1 protein-coding gene is annotated in these 22,722 nt (G+C 53.0%); it reads right to left on the minus strand.

The annotated features are described in order from the left end of the window. Window positions 1-31: 31 nt before the first annotated feature. Window positions 32-21,766: a putative Ig domain-containing protein gene (locus Poly59_RS19230; protein WP_186776391.1), complete on the minus strand. Its 21,735-nt coding sequence runs from the start codon at window positions 21,764-21,766 to the stop codon at window positions 32-34. Between the last annotated feature and the right edge of the window lie 956 nt (window positions 21,767-22,722).

Below are 22,722 nucleotides of genomic sequence, written 5' to 3' on the forward strand. Positions count from 1 at the left end.
AATTTCATGACTGGGTCAGAAACTGTCTGAATCAAGTCGTGCGTCGAGGGATGTCGCTCAGACGGAACCTTGTGGCCCCCGTAATTTTGTAAGCGGTTTGTTGCTGCTCGGCAAGCTTTACCATCTGTCTTGCTTCGGTATTTGTAAATCCAGAATCAACTAAAGCTTTCCTAAGTGCAGAATTGTACTGTCTCACGGTCGGGAGAGTGCTCGCACCTCGAACGGTGTCCCACCAATTGTCTAAGGACTTATGAAATTCGAAATGCTGGAGGCCATCAGCGATAGCACCTTTCATGTTGACCGTCAAGCCTTGGCCATACGGAATTCCCCCCATGGGACCGAGACTTCTGAAAGCGCGATCCTGGCTGAGGTGATTTCTCTGGAACACTGACGAACTGATTCCCGATGCGCGGTTAAACTGGCCAAGCATCCTATGCCCAGCTACATAGATCTTGCTATTTCCAGATCTCTTGAGCAGTTCGACGGGATACTTTGCTCTGGAAGCCCCTTTGAAAAGCGTTCTAGCGGCGCCGGAAATGCTCATCGCCGCACTCGCAACTAGAGGCGGATTTACGCTCGGCTCGGGTGCTGGGCCGCTCCCCAGGGCCTGATTTATTCCAGACGAAACCCAACTCAACGCAGATTCTTCTGAGACGGTGCCCCCCCTAGTGCCGAAGCTACTTTCTATGAAGATTCCCGCCTCAAGAAACGGAAGAGCCTGTCGCAGCAGACCGCTCGTAAAGGATATTGCACTTCCTAACGCGGAAAGTAAAGAAGAGAGCGCGAGCCCCATCGGGTCAAGCATTACCTGTCTAGCAAGTAGGCCGCCTGCGACATCTTGTCCAGCACCCACAACGGCATCGTTGTAAACGGTCCCGAGGGAATTACCTACTGAAATTGACGATACGGTGCTAACGGCGCTGAAACGTCCCGTCGGATCGGAAAGCGAAATAGGATCGCCTTGCGTGTATACGTATTTGTGCAAACTTTGCGGCTCTTCCAGGTTTCCGCCATAAGTGTCCAGTCGATTAAAACGACCATTTGCTGGATCGTAGAACCTGGCCCGCAAGTACTGCTGTTGGGCCTTCGCGTCGAAGTGCTCTCCGGAGTAGCCCAGTGACGAGATCGCGTCGGTCGACGGCAACGCAAGTGCGTCGGGACCGTGGATGGCCACCATGTTTCCGTAGGCGGCAAAGGTAAGGACCTGGGCGACGCTGCCTGCCAAGTCGTAAATGACGCGAACGCTTCCGTGGCCGTCGTGGCCAAAGACGTGTGTCTCGTCAGTCGGCGTGCCGTCTGCTTTGACACCGTGAACGCGTTGGGCGATTTCGTCATGGCCGAATGTGTAGTCGGTGATCAGCGTATTGCCGTTCTCAACTTTCGTTTCCCGAATGGTCTGCGTGTAGCCAGTGTGATTGCGATGATCAGCTAGGAATTCAACACTCGACGTTTCAGTCCACGTATTGGAGGCAACGCCGCTTGTGACGACGTCGTCCTCGTTGGTCAGTTTGACTCGGTACGATTTGGCGTCGTATTCATAACTCGTTCGCTCACGAGCGATCAGCGTTCCGCTGCTGTAGGTGTCGTTGACAACCGAACTCATCCGGCCTAGCAAGTTGTAGCCGAAGTGCTGCTGAGTCAGCGTCACGGTGGAGTTCGATATCTCTTTCAGCGTTTGCTGCGTCTTTTCGTACTCGTAGGTCGTCGTCCGATCATTCGTGCTGTCCACAAGATCTTCGAGCGTTTCTTCGAGCAGCCGGTCATTGACGTCGTAAAGATAGCTGACTTCCTGATCGATTCCGTCGTTGCCGTGATCCCGAGAGAGTGAAAGGCGGTTGCCGGTCAAGTCATACTCAAACGATTCGGTCTGATCGAAGTTATCGTCCCAGTGATTGATCACTTCGTCCGTCAGTCTGCCGACGTCATCGTAATCCCACTGGTAAGTGGTTTCCTTCAGTTCGCTCGGCTGCTGAATTCCGTCGCCATTGTCGAACCAGAATGTTTCGGTCAATCCGATTCGTTTTCCGTTGGCGGCGACCGCGTAGTCGTATTCCGCGACCGTGACTTCTTCACCGGTCGTTTCGTTAAAGTTGGTGTCACGCATCACGTCCAATCGACCGATCGCGTCATAGACGTACGACTCGGTCGTGCCACCGGGCAACTGCGTTCGCCCTAGCGAACCCGCAAGCGTGTAACGGTACTCGGTATCCAACGTCGCATCATCGGCAATCGCGGGAGTCAGGTCTTCGGTCACTGACTGCAATCGACCGAAGGTATCGTACGTGTTGATCGTGACACGCTCGGCGGGAGCGGACCAAGAATCCGTGGAGCGATTGGGAACGGAAACTCCAGCCGCACGGACGGCCGTGTGGGTCTTACGGCCCAAGTCATCATAGCGGTATTCGATCGTGCCTTCGGGGCTGGCGACGACCCATAGCTGACCAGAATCGTCATAGGAATTTTGTTCGATACGCGACGCATAGAAATCGGTACCGCCGATGTTCAGAACCGCTGCACCACCGGTCGACTGTTGGGTCAACAACGTCTTGGTTCGTTCGCGTCCGAAAGCGTCAAAGGTGTAGGTCCAAATTTCCGTCGGAACTCCCTCGCCGTCGGCATACGCCGCCAGATCGTCATAGTACCGAGTGGCAACCATCCGGCCTGTGGACGTTCCATCGGGGTTAGTGGGATCGGCTGCATCGTCGAAGATCGTTTCGGTAACGACATCTTCAAAAGAAACGTGCAGATACTGGCGGCCCCGATCGTCATAGCGGAACGACTCGGTAAAGCTCTCGGCCGACACGTCGTCGGCGGTACCCAGCATCCCGTCGTCACCAAACCCGAGTGGCAGCGTTCGAGTGAGTTGACGCCCTTGGTCGTCAAACGTGAACCGTGTTTCGCGACCGAGTGGATCCACGATCAGGTCCTGATTTCCAAACGCGTCGTAGCCATACTGATAAGTTGGACGTTGCATCACTTCGGCTGCGTCCAAGACGCTTGGCAATACAACCGAGGCCAACCGGCCATCCGGATCGTAATTTTGACCTTTGGTCGGGATCGACGACCCAGGTGCCAAAAACTCGGGCGGAACAAAGCCATCGTGGACCCCATCGCCGTTAGCGTCCCAGCCCGTCACCACGAACGACTCGTCTGTTTCCGACCAAGCGGTCAAGTAGCGACCGTCGATCTGCTGTCCTTCGGCGACCAATTCGCCTCGGTCGTTGTATCGGTACTCCATGAACGAGCCGTCGTTCATGGTCGTTCGGACAACGTTGCCGAACATGTCGAACGTAGGCTCACTCCATCGGCTTTGGCTCGCGTCGATTCGCAACACGGTGCCGTCGGCCGACTCAACCTGCATGAGGTTCGTAATCGTTTTGCGGGCTCGACCTTTTGAATCGTATTGCGTCTCGCTTCGGACCCGAACATAGTCACCGGCCGCAAAGTCGGCTTGGTTCAATCCTTCAACCTCGGCGGCCAAAATGCGCGGGCCGACCGATGCCCACTGGCGACCCTGGCTGTCAAATTCGTAGTTGGTGACCAATCCCGTCGATGATACCGATGCGACGGTGCGTCCCTGAGAATCAAAGATCGTTTCCGTTGAAGATTCAATGACGGCGCCCGGCATCAGCGAAGTGTTGCCTTGGCTATCGAGGCTGACCACAACGTCGGACAACCGATCAGTCTTCCATGTACGCCCTTTGGAATCAAAGTGCGTGTAGGTCGCCGTTACTTCGCTTTGAATCGTTTCGATTCCATCGGTGTCGATGAAGACGAGGTAGCGATTGGTGCTGACAAAGGCACGCCCAAAGCTGTCGTAAACGGTTCGAGAAACCAGCCAAGCTGATGCCGTGTTGGCGGGACGTTCAAAATCGGCGGATAACGAGACTTCTGAGCGAGATTCGGTCAAATCGCCGAACTGATTAAACGTGCTGCGAGATTCGAGCCCGTTGTTATCGACGGTGCTGACCGCACGCCCCAGAGCATCGTAAGTGGTTCCTGACTTGGACAAGACCGTCGCGTTGGCTAACAGCCAAGCGTCGAGTGGTCCGTGAGTTGTCTTGTCGTAGACGACGCCATGGATCGCGGGGACGGACCTTTGGTTCGGGAAGTCACCAGTGATGATGATTTGCACACCCTTCAGACGGTAACTGGCATCAACCCGACCGAGACCGTCGTAGAGGGTATAGGACACGTCCGCGACCGTTGTGCTATCAAACTGACCAACTGGAGTCGCTGCATCTTCGACAAAATTGGTCGTCAGAATGGAACGCCCGTCGCCGTCGTAGAGAGTGCGAGAGACTTGATGGGCGACCAAGGGGGGCGTAGGCGACAGCGGATCAAATCCGCGAGACTCGCTTCGCGTCTGAATCCCAAGCCCGCGGATGTCGTAGGTATACGATGTGACAGCGCCACTCGGGGCATCGCCACTACGCTGCTCTGAGAAGGAAACTTGTCCTAGTGCGTCATACTCGGTCAAGTTGACCGACAACGTACTGGTCTCTCCACCGCGAGTCAGTTGCCGTTCAGATCGAGTCGTTCGTCCCTCGGCGTCGTACACCGTGATGTCGGTAAACACGACGGTTTCACCATCATCACCCGTCTCTGTTCGAATCACATGGGTTTGACGCCCCAGAGCGTCGTACTGGAACGAAGTCGACTGCCCAAAGTTATTCTCGACTCGCTCGAGTTGGCCCAGTGCGTCGTAGTGGTTCGTGATCGAGGGAACAAAAACGCCGTCGATTTCTTGCAGAACCTTCGTGGCGTTTCCGTCACCGTCGTACTCAAATCGAGACCGGCCGGAATCCGATGTAACGAGACTGACGTTGCCTTTGTCATCGTACTCAATGCCGGTCGTATTACCGAACGAATCACTCGACGATTGCAACTGACCTTGCGTGCCACCGGACGCATTGAGGACTGCCTGCTCATCCCCATCAAGGAACCCTGGGTTTCCATTGCCATCGCGTGCAACAAGGACGGGCGTGTCGGCTTGATAGTTAAGCGTTTCACTGTTCCCACGAGCATCGCGTGACGAGATCAGACGCCCATCAGGTTTGTAGGCGTATTGTTGAACGATATCGTTATACTCACCGTTTTCGGGGGAATCTAAGTCCCCAACCACAACGGTCTCTCGCTTCAGCAGATCATTGTCAAAGTGCCGGATGACCAACCGCTCGCCGGGGCCTTCTTCGCGAATGACATTCCCACGATGATCGAATGTGATGGTGGAGGTCACGTTCCCATCATCGTCGAGAACTTCTTGTACGCGAAGATCACTCGAAAACGAAACACCGGCAGATTCGTTAGTTGCATCGGCGAGTTCTTGTAACCGCCCGTCAGCATCATACGTGTTCGTCAGAGCACGACGCCCTAACGCATCAATCACTCCGGTGATGTGATGGGCGAAGGCATTGTTTTCGTAGACGAAGTTTGTGGTGCGATCGGTGCGATCAGTGACACTGATCAAGTTACCCGTCGCTGGATCGTATCCGTAGTCAACCGTTTTCCCGAGCGGATCAACAAGTGCGCTGATGCGGCCGTTCGTGCGTTGAATCAGGATCTCGCGACCGTTCGAATGAGCAATGCGGTCCTTCGAATAGGTAACACGATTGCCATTCCTGTCCTCCACCCAAACATCTTCCGAACGACCGGTGATGTCCATTCCGTAGACGGTTCCGTCACCTAACTGGATTTCGAAATAGCCGCCGAATTGTGGATGCGATGGGTTGTACGAAAGATTGGCGGATGCGTCATTGGTGACACTGATTAATTCGTTGCCGCCGCCGAGCTTGATCAACGTAAAACCTTGCTTGACGAATAGTCCACTGGTGTTGCCGTCGTCAGGAATGAAAGCAGGCTGATAGACCTCGGTAAATCCGAAACCGTAACCGTCAACATTCTTCTTGATGGGAGTAAACGTGAATCCTTCGGTAGTCCCGTCTGGCAATTTGACGAGAACTCGTGTTCCGGCGAGCATAGGTCGTCCGCCATTGCCCGACAGCGTTCCCTGAGCGTATTGAATTTCGTATTCGGGGTTGCCAAAATCGAAGCTCCAGCCCTTCCCAAAGTCGAGGTCTTGGTCCGCCTGAGTCGTGGAATAGGCTCTTGTCACACGTAGAGGGATTCCCGGTGCGGGAATTTCCATGTCGACGTTTGCAAGGCTGAATGCCCCTGACTTCAGGCGTCCATCGACGGTGACTTGGCGGCGTGATACGGCTGTGTTCCCTTCTGCGTCACTGCCAGTCAAGGTCAACAGGTAAGCCCCATTGGTAATCAACGTCGTATCAAACGACCCCAAGGCTCCCGAACGAACTTCGTTGACCAAGCCACCACTGTCTCGAATGACGATGGGTTCGCCCGCGCCATCGACTCGTTCAGCTACCAGTCGATAAGAAATCTGATCATTGTTTTCGGCGTTGTCGATCGTGCCGAACAGAATTGTTGGCGCGGTGATGGTGTCACCGTTTGCAATTGCGAGCGAAACCAATGGTGGCTGGCCGTCCGGGTAAACAGTGACGTTCAGATCCTTTGTTGTGACGTTGCCCGCCACATCCGTTGCGGTCACGCTCAATTGATAAGCTGGCACATTGCCCGAGACGCCATCTGTCGGGACATTCGCGTCAAACGTACCATTTCCATTCGCGTCAAGTGTTACCGTGTAGACGTTTGGATTCGCCGGGTCCGACGGATTCGGTTCTGTGACTGTCAATTGCGAAAGTGTTACACCACTCACGTTGTCTCGCGCAGTGACGTGTACCGGAACGGTCGTGCCAACGGTCACGGGCGTGGCGACCGTTATTTCGATGGTCGGCCCGATTTCGTCGGGGATCACATTCACAAGGAAAGTACGCGACACCGTGCTAAGCGTTTGATCACGAAAGCGGTCCGAAACGCTTACTTGCAATGCAAACTGCTGGGGAAGCGCGCCGGACAAAGCATCGGTCGTATCCCACTGGATTTCACCCGTCTTCGGATCGATCGAAACCCCCGTCGCACCACCGTCCGCAGTGATAAAGAAATGCAATTCGTCTTCCGCATCGGAATCAAAAGCGACTGCCTGCCGAGTGAGCAATTGTCCTTCGGTAATCGTGACCGGGCTGATTGGCTGAAGGACCGGTTCGTCGTTGTCACGAACCGTTAAGGTGAACGGTTGTGCAACAGTGAACCGTCCATCTGAGACAGCGATTCGGACGGGGTACTCGCCGATATCGCTTGTGGTGGGCGAATCCCAGTACAAATCGCCGATGTGCGAATCCAAGACGCTCAGTCCCGAGATAGTGCTTGTTCCCACACGCAAATAGGTCAGCGGATCGACCGCGTTGACGCCCTGATCGCTCGCAGCGATTGGGTAGCTATAGGGTTGCCCCACCAAGGCAACCAGTGTCGGCGACGAGGTGATCGTAGGCGGTTCATCGAGGGTGGGATCATAAAATTCGATATTGAACCGCCGTTCAACTTCAGCGCCTCGATCGTCGGTCACAACGACCGTAAACGAATGCGTATCTTCACTGGTAGGCAGGTTCGTCGTCCAACTGAAGTGACCATCGTTGTCGATGGCCATGCCGCCGAAGCTTGGCACAATCTCATCACCATCGCGAAGACCATAGGTAATTATGTTCTGATCGGGATCCGTTGCCGATATTGTCGCAGTAAAAGGTGAACCAATCGGCCACAAGCTAGCGATTTGCCCGTCAATGATCGGGCTGAGATTTTGCGAACGTACGGTGATGTCAAATTTTTGCCTGTCAGTCTTCCCGTAGGCGTCCGTGACACGAATTTCAACTGGATGGTTGCCTAAGTCGGCGGTGCCGAACTGACGATTCCAAATCAGCTTCCCCGATGCGTCAAGCAATAGGTCGTCCGGGCCCGATACGATTGCCCAAGCCAATGGGTCGTTGTCGAGGTCGTCAGCCAAAGCTTGATACTGGTAGCCATAGCCAAACGTTGCACTGAGAATCGGATCCGAAACGATCACAGGTGCATTGTTGACCAGCCCATCCGTCACTGTGACCTCATAAATCTCACTCAGCGTGACAAGGTTGTCCCGAGAGGACGTCACTGCGACTTGAAATTTGTAGGGTTCGGCGCGAACAAATGATGAATCAGGAACCCAGGTAACGTGCCCCTTAGAACCTGAAATGACCAGCCCCGTCGGAACATCGGCCGCACTAACATTGTCCAGCACAAGGGCGTAACTGAGATCGTCTCCATCGGCGTCTGTGGCAAGCACTTGGTGTCCGAACACCCAACCGGCTGGCGTCGTTATTCGCGGTGAGTTCCCAATGACCGGAGCGTGGTCCACACCCAAAACCAAGGCTTGAACCTCGATCGTTCCGGTAACACGAGCCCCATCGGGATCGGTGGCAACAATGGTGAACACATTCAGGCCGACATTGTCGATCGTCGGATTCCAAGTGATCACCCCCGCATCGATGGTTGCCCCGCTCGGGGAGAACTCGGTAACCAACTCGATAGAAAGCGCGTCTGCGTTGGGGTCGTGAACTATGGGGAAGTCAATTCCGTGATTCCCAATCGCTGCGGGAGTGGCCCGCAAGTCCAACGTGAAAGCAGTGTCAGCAAAGACATGCAATCGATCAATCGATTCAAAGATCGGCGTTGCATTTTTCAGCACTCGCAGCCGGAAACGGTGATCAAAGAACAAGGGTTCCGCGTCCCCGTCAGAAACTTCTGTGACTCGGACCACATACTCGCTTCCCAATACGTCGGCGACGCTTGGCGTCCATTGGATAAGACCATCGTTGGCGTTGATGGTCATTCCATTGTTAACGGGTCCACCATTCGCGTCGAACAGTTCGTACGTAAGCTTGTCTTGGTTAACGTCGGTAGCAATCACCTGGTACCGGTACAGTAAATCCCGAACTGCCGGGCCAGGAGCAGTCGATCGCACCGTGGGCGCTTCGTTCAACTTGTACTGATTGACTTGGGAACCATGGAACTGCTGAGTCGTGACCCTGCCTTCGGAATCAGTGACAATGATATAGATAGGAGCGTTATAGAGATCCGACGGAGTCCAAGTGACAAGGCCAGTGTCGTTGACGGTCAATGAAGTTCGAACTTCGGTTGTCGGGCTTGTAACGTCGTATTTCAGTCCACTGGTATTTCCATCCTTGTTCAACGCAACAATTTGATGCGTTGTTGCTTCACCAATCACAGCTGCGACAGGCGGAAGTGATTGGATCTTGGGGGCGTCCACGTCCACCGAATCAACGCGTGTGACCACAAACATTTGCTGGACATGTCCGACTTGCCCGACGGCGGCCCAAGCTGCGGCCGACGCCGACGGATCTGGAATGTTCGCGTCAAACGCCGAAATCACAACCGGAACGCTCACTGGACTCGAAACAGTCGGATTCCATGTCAACGTGGCTGAAGTAATCCCGCCAGCAGATACAGGCGTCGACAAAACGAAACCGTTGTCGATTGCATGCTGGTCAACTTCGAGTGTGAGGTTGCCCTCGGCGTCTTGCACCTGGATGTTATAGGTCAATGTCTGACCGGCCACGGCTTGGACTGAACTACCACTCGTCACGGCACTATTCTGTGGCGACGACGCAATGACCGGATTCTGATTTCGTTGAACGAGTGGAACATTGACCGTATAAATGGTTTCGGGGCCACCCGTTTCATCGATATAAGCACGAACCTGCAGCGACTTGTCTCCCGGCAACACTCCGACCGGCATTTGATACGCAACAACCCCCGTTGTCGCAGAAACTACAAACCCGTCACCCGAAAGAACTTCAAAGCGGAAGTCACTTGGTTGGTAGCTGCCTGATGGATCGATCGCCTCAATTTTATAATTCCACTGTGACGGAGAATCATAAAGAATAGGGCCCGTGGGAGTGCTAACGATGGCCGGTTGACCGATCGGTGGCAGTTGAATATCCCATGAAGCCCCCAATTGTTCGACAGTCTCGCCGCCGTGTCCATCGGCTGCCTTCAATGTAACAATATCCGCCGTGTAGCTTCCAACTTGAGGCAACCACTCCAGGAAAGTTCGTCCAGCCACAGTGTCATTGACGATAGCGAAATCGTGTGGGTTTTCGCCGTCAATCGTCCAGGTTACGTCATCCCCATTTGGATCATGGGCTTGCAGTTCATAACGCCACAAGTGACCGGCATACTTCGGTTCCCATGGCACGCCCACGATCTGGGGCGGGTGATTGATGGTGGTAACGGGAAGCTCGAAAGCGTGGCTGGAATAGCTGAAACCATCATCAACCAAAATTTGAACACGATAGTTTCCAGTCGCGATGGGATTCCACTTCACCAATCCCGTCTTCGGATCAATCGTCATGCCGTCTGGGGCATTGTTGAAGCTGTAGTGCAGCTTGTCGCCATCGGCATCCGTCGCCAGGACTGGATACGTCCATTGGTTACCGATTAGCGCAGGACCTTCGGGTATCGAATTAACCACCGCCGGGTGATTCGGAACGTTGTAAGCACTTACTGGAAGTGTAAATGTCTGGAAGTCCTCGTTACCCGCGTTTCCGTCGGTGACACGGATCGAGAGGGGAGCGCCATTGATGATGTAGGAAACGTCACTCGGTGTCCACGTGATTACGTTGCCTTCAAGCTTGAGCCCCGGAGGAAGAGGATTTTGGGACGTATCCAGGCTAAAAGTAAGTGGATCGTTCTCTGGATCGTCGGCCGAAAGTGTGTAACGCCATTCATTTCGATACTGGGCGGGCCATGGTGGGCTAGACGTAAATACAGGTGGCAAATTAGTGGGCTCGGCCTGCACCAGGATCGTGTAGGTGATGAATGTTACGCCACCGAACTGGTCGTCAGCTTTGAGTACGACGTCGTACTCATCGTCAATTTGAGACGAGCTCGGCGTCCAATTGGTGATGAAATACTCGTCAGTACCATCGCCGTCCGTATCCTCAACCACGAGTGCGGCGCCACTTGGAAGCGTCGAGGCGGCATCCAGCGAAATAACTACCGGATCGCGATCGGGGTCTAAGGCGATGATCGAGAACCGATAAGGTTGGTCAACCATCGCAATGTCGACAAAGTTCTCAGTCACCGATGGAGGAGGCGTTGGTGGTGAGAAGAAAACCGGATCCTGGTTTGCGTTGACCGGCACATAAAATCCTTGCCGATCTTCACCGCCACGGCCGTCATCAGCCACCAGTCGCACATACGCATACCCTAGTTCGTTGTACTGGCCGTAGACTGTCTTGAGTGATTGGGGCGAGGGGTTCCACTGGATCTCCCATCCAACATGTACGCCACCAGCGCCCGTGGTCTCGACAATTTGCATATCGGCAGGGTGGCTATCGTCAAAGAAGTAGAACTGAATGTCATCACCGTTCGGATCCGAGGCTTGCAATGGGTAGGTCCAAGGATGACCGATCGTCGCTTGGATGCCGCTTGGGTCGGACAAAATTTTTGGTGGATCGTTCAAGTTTACGACATTCACGACAAACGATTGCAGGTCGAATGCGTCATGGCTGTCAAGCACTCGGACGGAGAACTCGTGATAGCCGACTTGGTCAAGAGTCGGTACCCAACCGAGAAGATTCGTATTAGCGGCGTTACTGTCACGCACAAAGCCAGCACCATTCGGCCCGAGTAGCAGTTCATAAGAAATCGCGTCGCCATCTTCGTCATCGGCTACGAGATCGTATCGGTATGGAATGCCAACAACGGCATCGAGCACGGGTGGCGACGTAATTTCAGGGGCATGATTTATCGCAACTGGACGACTGCGAACGGTGAGACCAAAACTCTGCGAGTCGCTACCCCCTCGCCCATCGAGAACGTAAACAGTAGGCGAGTAGGTCAGCCGCGCTTGCTCTGGTCCAGGTGTCCACGACACGACACCAGTCACTCGGTCGATTACCATCCCGGCCGGTCCATCGACGACGTAGTAGTCCAGTTCGTCATTGTCCGTATCAATAGCGTCCACGTCGTACGTGAACGAGTCTGAAACACTAACAACGTCAATCGTCGGCGTCGTCTGGATCTCTGGAGCCGCGTTTCCGCCAACGACATCCGTGAGCGAGAGTGTTAACGCTTGCGTGACCGGTGCATTAAACCCATCGCTAACTTCAATTTCCAGGACATAGCTCGTTAGTACGCCGCTTTCAAGAACGGGTGGACTCCAAGACAAAATGCCTGTCGATGGATCAATCGTTGTATCCTCAGGCCCCGAAATAAGCCGATAAGACAGTTCATCACCATCTGGGTCCGACGCTCGCGCAAAATAATAGAACGTGTTGTTCATGACGACAGGAACCACGCCATGAACGTTTCCAAACTGGTCTTCGATCGTTAGTTCAAACGCTGTTGGGCCGCTAGCACCGTGTAGTTGCACCTCGAAACTGGCGGATTCCCCAAACTCTAGCTCTTGAGATTGAGGCGTTACATTTGTGACAAATTCGTTGGAGGAGTCGACAACTGACAAACTCCTGCTTTGGGTAGCACCAAGATTCGAAATGTAGACTGTCGTATCGTACGCGTCATCATTAGTATCGCCGATAATGAATATTAAATTGTTGGTTTGGCCACCCATAAGAACCGGTGCCGTGAAGGAAACGGTAACATCGTTGAAGTCGGACGCAACGGTCGTCAGAGGAGTGAGACTCGGCAACAGCATGCCATTAAGCTCAGTTCCAAAAGCACTTCGCATGTACGGGTGATTGATATTGATCGGATAGTACTCGGACGCTGCTCCCTCCTCCGTCATCACTGCGGTCTGCGCAATGTTCACTCCGTTCAAGAAAATCCCGAATCCGTCAACGTATTTTTGGTTGACGAACTTCTCGTACTCTTCCGAGCCAAAGACAATGTCAAATGAAATCGTGTCGAAACCAGGCTGCACCGTAAAATCAAGGTCCAGTTGCGAAACATCAAAATACTCATAGTCCTTGCCTGTAACCTTATCCAACAACCGCTTTTGCGAAGCAGTGGCTTTAGTGACTTTAGTGGCTTTAGTGGCTAAGGGGTCGAACGCCGTTGACCAGTGATCGGATTCACCGTCACCACTACTGTAGTCCCCAGCGTAACCGGTGCTTAGAACAACTCCGTAACGCCCGAGCCCAAATAGATGGTTGTCGTTGACGTAATACCCTGTCGATGATTTCGTTGTGGATTCTTCGTCGTATTCAGGTCCGAATTCAGGGAGCAAGGCGGGTGGCGTTCCAACGGTAATCACCAAGACTCTGGACGACGTATTTCCTAAACTGTCCATTGCCTCAAGTCTTACAGGAAGTTGACGATCAACAAAGCCAGCGTTTGGCGTCCACGCCAAATGAAAGGTGTCGTTCTCATCAACGGGAGGCACAATAGTGACCCCCATGGCCTGAGAGTTTCGATCGAGTTGCAGACCGAAACTATCAGGGATGTTAGGATCCGTTACGGTGAATCCAACGTCCAAGCTAGCTCCGTTAGCAATCGACTGATCCGCAATGTCCGAGACAATGGGGGCGGTGTTTTGAAAGTCGATTAGGTTGACGGATTGCAATTGCAACCCAGAACCACCACCTACCAGCAGCATACCCGCCAGATCGGTTGCTGGTGTATCGATGCGATCCGAGACAACTAGTTCATAGGGCACACCCACGGGAAGTGTCAGATTGGAATTTGGGGTAATCAGATCAATGTCGATCACTTGTGATGTACGCTGTGCTGGTAACAACTGCAAATCGATCAAAGTCGGGCTAACGGTACCAAGGGGCGGCACGGTAGGTAACGCAACGGTGTGCGATTTACTAACCGTGCTACCATTCAAGAATGACGGCGGAAGATTCACTCCCGGGCTGACCGTTACCTGGAACGATTGCTCGTCGAATCCACCGCGTCCGTCGACTGCCCGAACTAAGACATCGTTGACTTCAAATTGCTGGTCGTAAGTTGGCCTCCAATCAAACTCACCAGAAATCGGATTAATCTTCATTCCAACAGGGGCTTCGGCAAGGAAGAACCGAACATCGTCACCGTTGGGGTCGGTGGCAGTAACCTGATATTGATAGTTATCGCCGGCAACTGCGGAAACGACAGCAGCCGAGTCAATGATTGGATTTTCGTTGGCCAATCGCGAAAAAACAGTCAACTCAAACTCCTGTCGAGTTGATCCGCCGAAGTCGTCCGAGGCCTCTACCACAAAGCTGAAAGCACCAGACTCTTTCGGCAACCAGCTAAGTTCTCGTGTCTCGGCGTTGAACGTCGCGTCTTCCGGCGCCTCGATAACTGAGTAATGGACCTCATCACCATCGGAGTCAACCGCATCCAGAAAATATGAGTAGGAGTTGTTGATGCCGACGGGAATGCTTGCCAACAAGGTTCCCGTTAGTACATCCACCAGTTGAACATCGAAGACTTGAGGAATCCCAAGGCCTGTAATTGTCGTGTCGAACATGACCTGTTCACCCGGTAATCCGACAAGCGTGCCGCTGTGGTTGATCAGCGGAGCATCGGGAGGCGTGACGAGCTCGACAGCTCGCGGCCCAGGACCAAGGGTGCTCAATCGAGAAATGTAGACCGTCGTGTCCAGCATCGCGTCCGCAGCGTCAGCCAACGCGAACGTGAGAGTATGCTCCGCGTCAGAAACAGGTACCGAAACAGCAAACGTTAACACCGGATTGTTGTCCGGGGCGAGAATCCCATTCAGCCGTGAATCCGCGAGCTGAGGTAACTCACGCTTATGTTCAGACGCCTGCTGCAAATAGTCTCGGCCGTCTGGAAATCGCATATCAGCGTGAGCAACCTTGATTGCTGTCGAACAGCCAAAGTAAGCATTTCCGCCTTCATCGCAATCATTGGGAGCTTCTCCGGGCGTGAACGCGACGTTGACAAGTTCGTAGTTAGTGCTAGCCCCATTTAGGAATAGCCCAAATACGTCTTGGAACTCGGATTCAACAAACTCAGGAAACTCTTCAGAACCAAAGACCACATCAAAATAGACCGTCTCAAAACCGGGCTCGAGCTTGAAAGGCACCGTCAACTCTGTTAGATCACGTAAGGTTTCTGGGCTCAGTTCGTCCAGGCCCGGATGAACAATAACGGCGTCGCTATATTCAACGGTAAGCCCAGCCGATCGACCTGATGGATGGACGCTAGCCGACCCGTAGTCCTCAACTGATCCCGTGCTAAGAACGATGCCAAATTCCGCCATCCCAAACGCGCCTGAATTATTCGCAAACACACCAACTGAGCCTACTCCCCCACTCATCGTTTGGGATGGGGCGGCCGGCAATGAATCAGATGTGTTACCAATCGTCAAAACAAAGCTCTGTGTTGATTTCGCAAGAACCCTCTCATTCGTAAAAAGTGTCTGATCTTGAATGACACTGGCGTCAACACTAAACACGTAGTGCCCCTCTAAACGACTGGGGTCAAAACCAGGCACATCGAGTGCATCAAGCAAAGCTTGCGAATCCCAGCCTATAAACGCCGAACCAGTTTCGACATAAGCATAGCCCGGGCCGTTCAATGAATTTTCAACATTTAATGTCGCTAAAGAATTGCCGTACAATGGAGCTGACAGATCGAACAGTTCGGACTCTGAAAGATCCTGGATCGCAGTGGACTCAACAAGGCGTAGCTTTAGGGAAACTTGAGAATAGTCTCCGTTTCCGCCAATACTCAATGGCAGCTCCAGTCGATCGCCCAGAGAAATTACTTGATTGCCAATCGGTTCAAAGCCTGGAGCATCTACAAAGTGACTACTGAGACTCGGGACACCAAATTCGATTCCCGAATTGCCTCCACTGCTCAACACATCGATTAGTCGAATGGGATTTCGTTCCCGCGTAACTGTGAGTAGTCCTTCCGGCCCCGACGGCGGAACAAATGCGTTCGACGATCCTGAAACATTGATTGCAATCGGCTGCGAGATGCTCTCGCCAGGATCCAGCGTTAGGCCAATTGTCGACGGTGTAGCGGTCCCAAGTTTCAACTGCAACTCTGAAGCGAGCTCATGACTAAGATCGGGGGCGCTGATAAATTGTGGCGCGGAGTTTGATCGGTGCACCTGAATTAGAAATTTCTGAGTGGCGTCACCACCGTGTTGATCTTCGACATGTATCTCGACGTCGACCATTCTGCCGACATCTGAAACCGACGGTGTCCACGTGATTCTGCCGGAGCCTGGATGCTCCAAACGGAGTGCTTCACCGCCAACATTTAGTGCGAAAGTGAGGGGATCGTCATCCGGGTCAATTGCTGTCGGAGTGTAATCAAACTCTTGGTTAACATAGGCGTCGACAATAGGTAACCCCATGAAATACGGATCCTGATTGGTTGACCAGGGCAACACTTCAACCGTCAGCGATCCACTTCCCCATCCAGAATCGGAATCCTTCACCAGGTACGTGAAAGTCTCAGTCCCGACAAAGCTATTGGGTGCTGTATATTCAAAACCACCAAACTCCCCGATCGACAAATAACCGCCATTTGGAGTGATTCCATTTTGCTCTTTAACGCGTAATTCAACTCGATTCAATGAATCGCCATCGTTGCGCAGAACCCCCGAACTGGCATTCACTTTCAGCAGATGCCCTTGGAGCACTGCGTAGCGATCGTCACCAATTGGTCCAATGTCATCATCAATGATGGTGATCGCGACATGAAAGGGATCCGACGGATTCGGGATCGTGACGTTCTCTCCAGCAAAGAAGCGAACGAAAACCGTCTCCGATGGTTCGTTTTCGTTATCGTCGATTAACGGGATCCGAACCGAACGACGAGTTTCTCCGGGAAGAAAAACAACGACGCCAGAGTTCACACCAACAAAGTCAACACCTTCCGTGGCGGTACCCATCGCGTTCAGTGTCTCGTAGAATATCGACACACGATCGTTGCGAGGAACACTCAGTGTGACTTCGACGACTGCCGATCCGGTGGTCGAATCTTCGCGAACAACGACGGTTTCAGCGAACGAAGCAACCGGAATCTCGTTTAGGCTGAGCTCGCTAATCGCCGATGCCTGTTGGTCGTCTTTGTCGACGACGGATACCAAAACGTCATGTAGGCCAAATCGTTCAAATCGATGCGAAGCATTGACACTAAATTGGCCGTTTGCTCCTGTCACTATACCTTTCGTAAAGGTCCCGTCGCCCCAGTCGATATCGGCCGTGTAGTCGCTGCTTGCATCATTCAAGTTGACATCCGAGAAGGTGGCAATTGCGCCATCGAAGGACAGCGAGTCCTGAGAGGTATCAACTCCAACCACCCGAAGAGAAGCGGCTGAAACAAGGACATTGGTAGGGCGAAGCAAGGTGCTTCCGGATCCAGTATCCAAATCGAAAGCATCAACCGAAAGATTGCTGATCGCAATCGAAATCGGAAAATTACCCGGAGAGTTGTACAAATGTGACAATGAGAAGTTCAACGAACGAAGATCCTTAGGTAGATCGGCAAGCTTCGTTCTCGATATCGGCCCGCCGTTCATGTAGTAGACGGAGTTGATCAGAAATCGCGATGAATAAATGAGCTGCTTCGGGTTCTGATCGGCCCAGCTCTCGCTCGCGAAGTAGCCCGATCGGAGCACGCCATCTGGGGAAATAAATTCTCGGTACGTCGCAGCATCCGTATTGACGTGCCAAGGCGAAGCCCCAAAGACTGAGCGGGAAACGTCGTTCGCGTCAAGTTGAATGACGCTCGACTGGCCATCACCCCACCCAACATCGATCTTGGGCGCACCGAATCCATAGATTAAGAACCCCGGTGTGGCAGTGTCGCCACTATCGAACAGCTGTGCGAGGTGCCCGCTGCTGTTCACGAACCAATTCGTATAGGCCGATGCTTCCTCGGTGGGTTCCCAGGCAGCATCACCGGGAACAAGCCGACGATAAAGGTCATTGCCGGTATCGTAAGTACCAACACCTAGATCAAAGTACTGAAACTCACTGCTGTCAAATTCAGAAAGCGTGTATCCGACTTCGCCATCTTTTCCGAAAGAGACGAAAAACACTCGCTCACCCTGCACGAATATCCGTCCGTGATCAGTAATGACAGGATTCTCCAGCCATCCGTCTTCTTGGAATGGCAAGGTCGCGTTTTGTTCGCCCAGTTCCAGATGCGTGTACTCGAAGGGCCCCGAAAAACCTAGCCGATCAGAACCTGCGTCGTAGCGAACCATTTCCACATCGGTTGTCAACATATCCACATCGCTTTGAGGACGAATGGAAAGCAGGAAAACCCCGTCGGGGCGAACCAATGGATAGGAAATCACTTCCGACGCCGGAACAAAAATCTGCCTAGATTGCTCGACGACTGCGCCGGTACTTGGCGATATCTCCTCGTAGCTTTGCGTGTCAATAAGCAAGGACCGCCGGATCCCCAAATCAGAATCAGAACAATCCCAGGCTTGATGCTCGTTCACCGTAAAATGACCAAGACTAAATGTCGTCTCCAGACCCTCCGTCGCTACCAGCGTGCCGGTTTGGGGGAACGGCCGATATTGCGAACCGTGAACCGCGATCGTAACCGAAGCTGTATCGGTGTCATTGCCATCGGTAACAACGTACGTGAACGAGAAATCGCCAACGAATCCCGGACGGGCACTGAAGACAAACTGGCCGTCGTCATCAAGAGTGACCTTGCCATCATGGCTGCAGCTGGATTCAACCACGCTCAATAGTCGATTGCCTCCGGTATCATTTGCCAACACACCCAGGCCATCGACAATTAGGTCAGCCGTTCCGGCGTCGTGATCGTTCCAGGCGTAGAACTTCGCAGTGTTGCTTCCGGCTGCACCACCGTATCCACCACCGTATCCACCACCGTATCCACCACCGTATCCACCACCATTCGCTTCGGCGTCTACATAGATATCATCGCCATCAGCGTCGTGAGTCCATTCCGTGTAGGCTGCACCAGTCGGGCAACTGCCGCAGGCTGTGTCGCTTGGGTCATCGCGGGCAATCAGTGGTCCGTTCCAGTCCTCGACGTTGATCTCAACCTTTGCATCCTGCATCAAGCCTTTTCCGTCGCTGAGAAAGTAATAAAACTCAGCAACGCCTTCAAAACCACTAGGCGGTTGAAAATTAAAAGTTCCATCAGCGAACATCGTCAACCCGGACGAAGCGGCCTGGGTATCAGTGGAGCCCTGACTCAAAACTAGGAAAGAGGAAGGTGGCACATAGGAATAGAAATCGGATCGCTGTAAAAAATCGGCGGGATAGCCCGGGAATGGGTGAGCTGGCCATCCGCGTGCCTGGTATGTGTAGAGCGGGTAATTTCCGTCGCTGTAGTCGTTTTCGAGAACGCTGTCTGTAAATGAAATCCAAGGTGAGTCAATCGTCGATTGATAGCCGTACCCCTGATAGCTAAATAGGTCATCATTCGCGGTCGGCTCCTGCCAGTAACTTTCGTTCACTTCAACAGTTAGCAACCCTTGAGATGATGCCCCGCCAGTGTCGGCAGCCTGGAAAAACGCCGAGGTTTCAATCGCGTCAGCAACTAAGACGCTCCCACTTTCAAAGACAAGTAGCGGGTTCGCGGACCGAGGGCCGGAGAATGAAACGGACTCACCATCGCTGTACCCGTAGTAAGTATTGCTGTAATCCAATTGACGATCGAAAAAACTATTGAACGAACCAGCTTCGACTTGCAGCACAACTTCCGACTCGATGTCTGGTGGGTCGTTGATCATTTCGAGCGTCGCTGTAACAACACTGCTAGTCACATTTCCATCTGTGACCTGATAGGTAAACGTGTCAATTCCGGTCAAGCTGCCTTGACCTTTGGGCGCGTAGCTAAAGTGCCCATCAGCAAAAAGATTCAGATCACCCCTAGATGCATCTGAAATGAGCTGGACTCGAAAGTGTCCAGGACCACTTCCGCCAGTGTAATGGTCGTTGCCTAGCACAAACCCCGTTGAATAACCGTAACCATAGCCGAACCCATAGCCGTAACCGTAGTAATTTTCTGAAAGGTGTTGGCTATAAGGGATCGAAATTGTTTCTCCTGATGCTTGGATGCTGCCAGTTGTCGCAGAACCTTGCCCTGGGTTTGTCACAACGGCTCTTGCCTTATCAAACCTCCCCCACGGCGATTCTACATTGAAGAAGAAATCACCCGCGCCAGGCCCTCCGCTTCCTCCTCCATATCCGCCGCCGTAACCTCCTCCGTAGCCTCCAGAACTCTGGGTTTGGACCTGTACCGACTTAGTCGTTTCCCCGGCGTTAAATGTCAGCGTGCCGCTTGCTCCCGTAAACGAATAACTGCTCCCAAGTTCCGTTTGGTAGAAGACAGATGCTTCACGGTCGAGCGGGAATGAAAGCGAAACATTGAAAGTAGCAGTTGACCCACCGGAGACCAGCACGTCGTCGACGGTTACAAGCGGGTACACATCGTCCAGAATCGTGACCGTAGCCTCGTCGTGGTCCCCCCATGGTGTTTCCAAATGCACAAAGAAGATCTCGCTATCTTCCCAAAGTAGATCCGTATTTGCAGTAACGTCAATCGTTTTTCGAACCTCACCTGGACTGAAGGTGACTGATCCTCCTAGCGGCACAAAGTCACTTGGCGTTGTTCCGCCATAGAGAGCCGAATAGGTAAATGTGACCGGCAAGGACTCAGGCCGCTCCAACTCAACTGCAAGCGTAGCTGAAGCACCTTCCACGACTCTCAACTGGGCCTGACCTGCCCCTCGCGCGCCCGCGAAGGAGACCTTTGGTATCGATTCGCGGTTGTCTTGTATCTCACCACGTCCGACGTAACGGTATCCATGTTGGGTTACCGCTTGCAAAAAGAAGTCTTCAGTGGGTTCGTACGTCCAGTCAGTAAAGGTGGCAACAGAAACCGCAATCGTGACGTCTTCCGGCTTGAATGTCACAGACCCAACAACTTGCTCGAAATCATTGCTACTTGCAGACCAGCCGTAAGCTGAATAAGAGACGACTAAATCGTCTTGCCGAACGCCAGAAGGTGAGACGATCGATATCTGAAACTCTGCAGCCTCACCCTCAAGCACTGTGGCATCAGTGATTGCAATCGTTGGAATGTTGCTTGGGTCGTCCAAAACTGAGCCAACGCCAATGGCGTCCTCGCCCCAGGGAGCAGAGACATCAAGCAAGAACTGTTCGTCACCCTCGTTGCCGGATACCCAGTCCTTGTTTGTGTCAACATAAACTGATGCGGTCGTACTGCCTGGTGGGAACACGAGTGAGCCGGACACTGCGTCATAATCGCCTGATGTCGCGGTCCAATCACGCGTGGCATATGTTAAAACATATGCCTCATCGCGAGTTTGCGATGACAAGTAAGACTCGTTGATGTCGACAGTAAATTCAACCTGGCTACCCTCGGTTGTGGCACCACCAGTCACCCGAAGGCCTTTTTCTTCAGCGAACATTCCGTTCTGAGGATGTCCTGTGAACGAGGCGGATTGCGATGTCAAATGACTTGATACAAACTCGATTGAGTATTGAAACGCGTCGTAGGTTGCTGGTGTTGTGAACGTTTGTGGGTTGGATTCACTCCAGATTGGCGGAAGTGAACCGACCAGCCCAAGATCCATGGAGGTCACTGCAACGTAGTATGTCCCTGCTGCTGGTGGAGTGAATTCAATGTACGGGTCGTTTCCGTCGATGGGATAGTCATTTGCACTGCGAGCGTGATCGTTGAACACCAACAGATCCCCGGAGGAGTCAAACACGGCTAGCAGCGCGTCGCCCTGATTGGGGCCGTATCCCTGTCTGCCAAAATTGTCACGAAACTGCGAATCGACATCGATCTGAATGGACTGACCGAAATCGAGTTGAATTGAAAATATGTCGCGGTCTAACAATTGCGTAGATAGGACATCTACCGTTCCCAGTATTTCCCTGGTGACCGTCTTTTCCCTCGATATCGATCCTCCAAGGGAAACTCGTTCGCCAGGCGCAAGTGCAATTGGGTGCGAAGCCACTCCTATGGTGTCTCCATAAGCGTCTTCCGGGAACGACACGAATGAATTGGGGGCGATTGGCCCCAGCGTAGATGCCAGAACGCGCCGTGATTCGAGTGTTTCAATCAAAGCGATTCGCTGTTTCCGGCGAAGCACCTTTCGCTTTCGATCGGCTGTGCGCGCAGAAACCCTGTCAAGATGTTGAAAGAAACGCATTGTGCCCGCTCAGGTTGAATTAAAAAGAGTTGCCCGTCTCGCTGAAACCGTTTCCTCGCCCAGGGGGAGGTCGGCTAGTTATTGTGCTCCCAATAGCCTGTGTCAAGGAAATTCCGGGGTTCATTTCACTAGAAGGTAGGAACGCTTTGCTCGACTCATCTAATTTGCGATTGAGAGCCGGGATCAGTCGCGATGTAGATGGCGTGAAGCGTGCGAGCTTGGAGACCATCGCGAAGGCTGACGTTGGCTAGAAACGTCTTGGGGAAGCGAATTTGCAGGACGCCACAAATCCTCTTGGGGCACCATTCGAGGACTCGTCCGTGAGATGACTAAAGCTCTCGCAGTCGCTTTTCTGAGATCCTGAAGCGACCAAAATTCTCGCGAGTAATCAAGAAGTCCGAGGCCAATCCGGTCGATGAATCAACGAAGCTTTACTCATCGGAATGCCCTGCCTTTTAAGAGAACATTGCAGATGTCATACAGTATGTTGCATGTGCGATCGCGCGTCCAACAGCGAATATTGGCGAGGCCACTACGACTCGAAAATACCGAATTTCTCTGCCCCTGCGTTCTGCCAGAATGGGAAGTAAAAGTGGCAAAGCCACGCAATGGCTGTGGACAGTTTCGCAGTGAACCGTTGC

The organism is Rubripirellula reticaptiva, assembly GCF_007860175.1.
Taxonomy (GTDB): Bacteria; Planctomycetota; Planctomycetia; order Pirellulales; family Pirellulaceae; genus Rubripirellula; species Rubripirellula reticaptiva.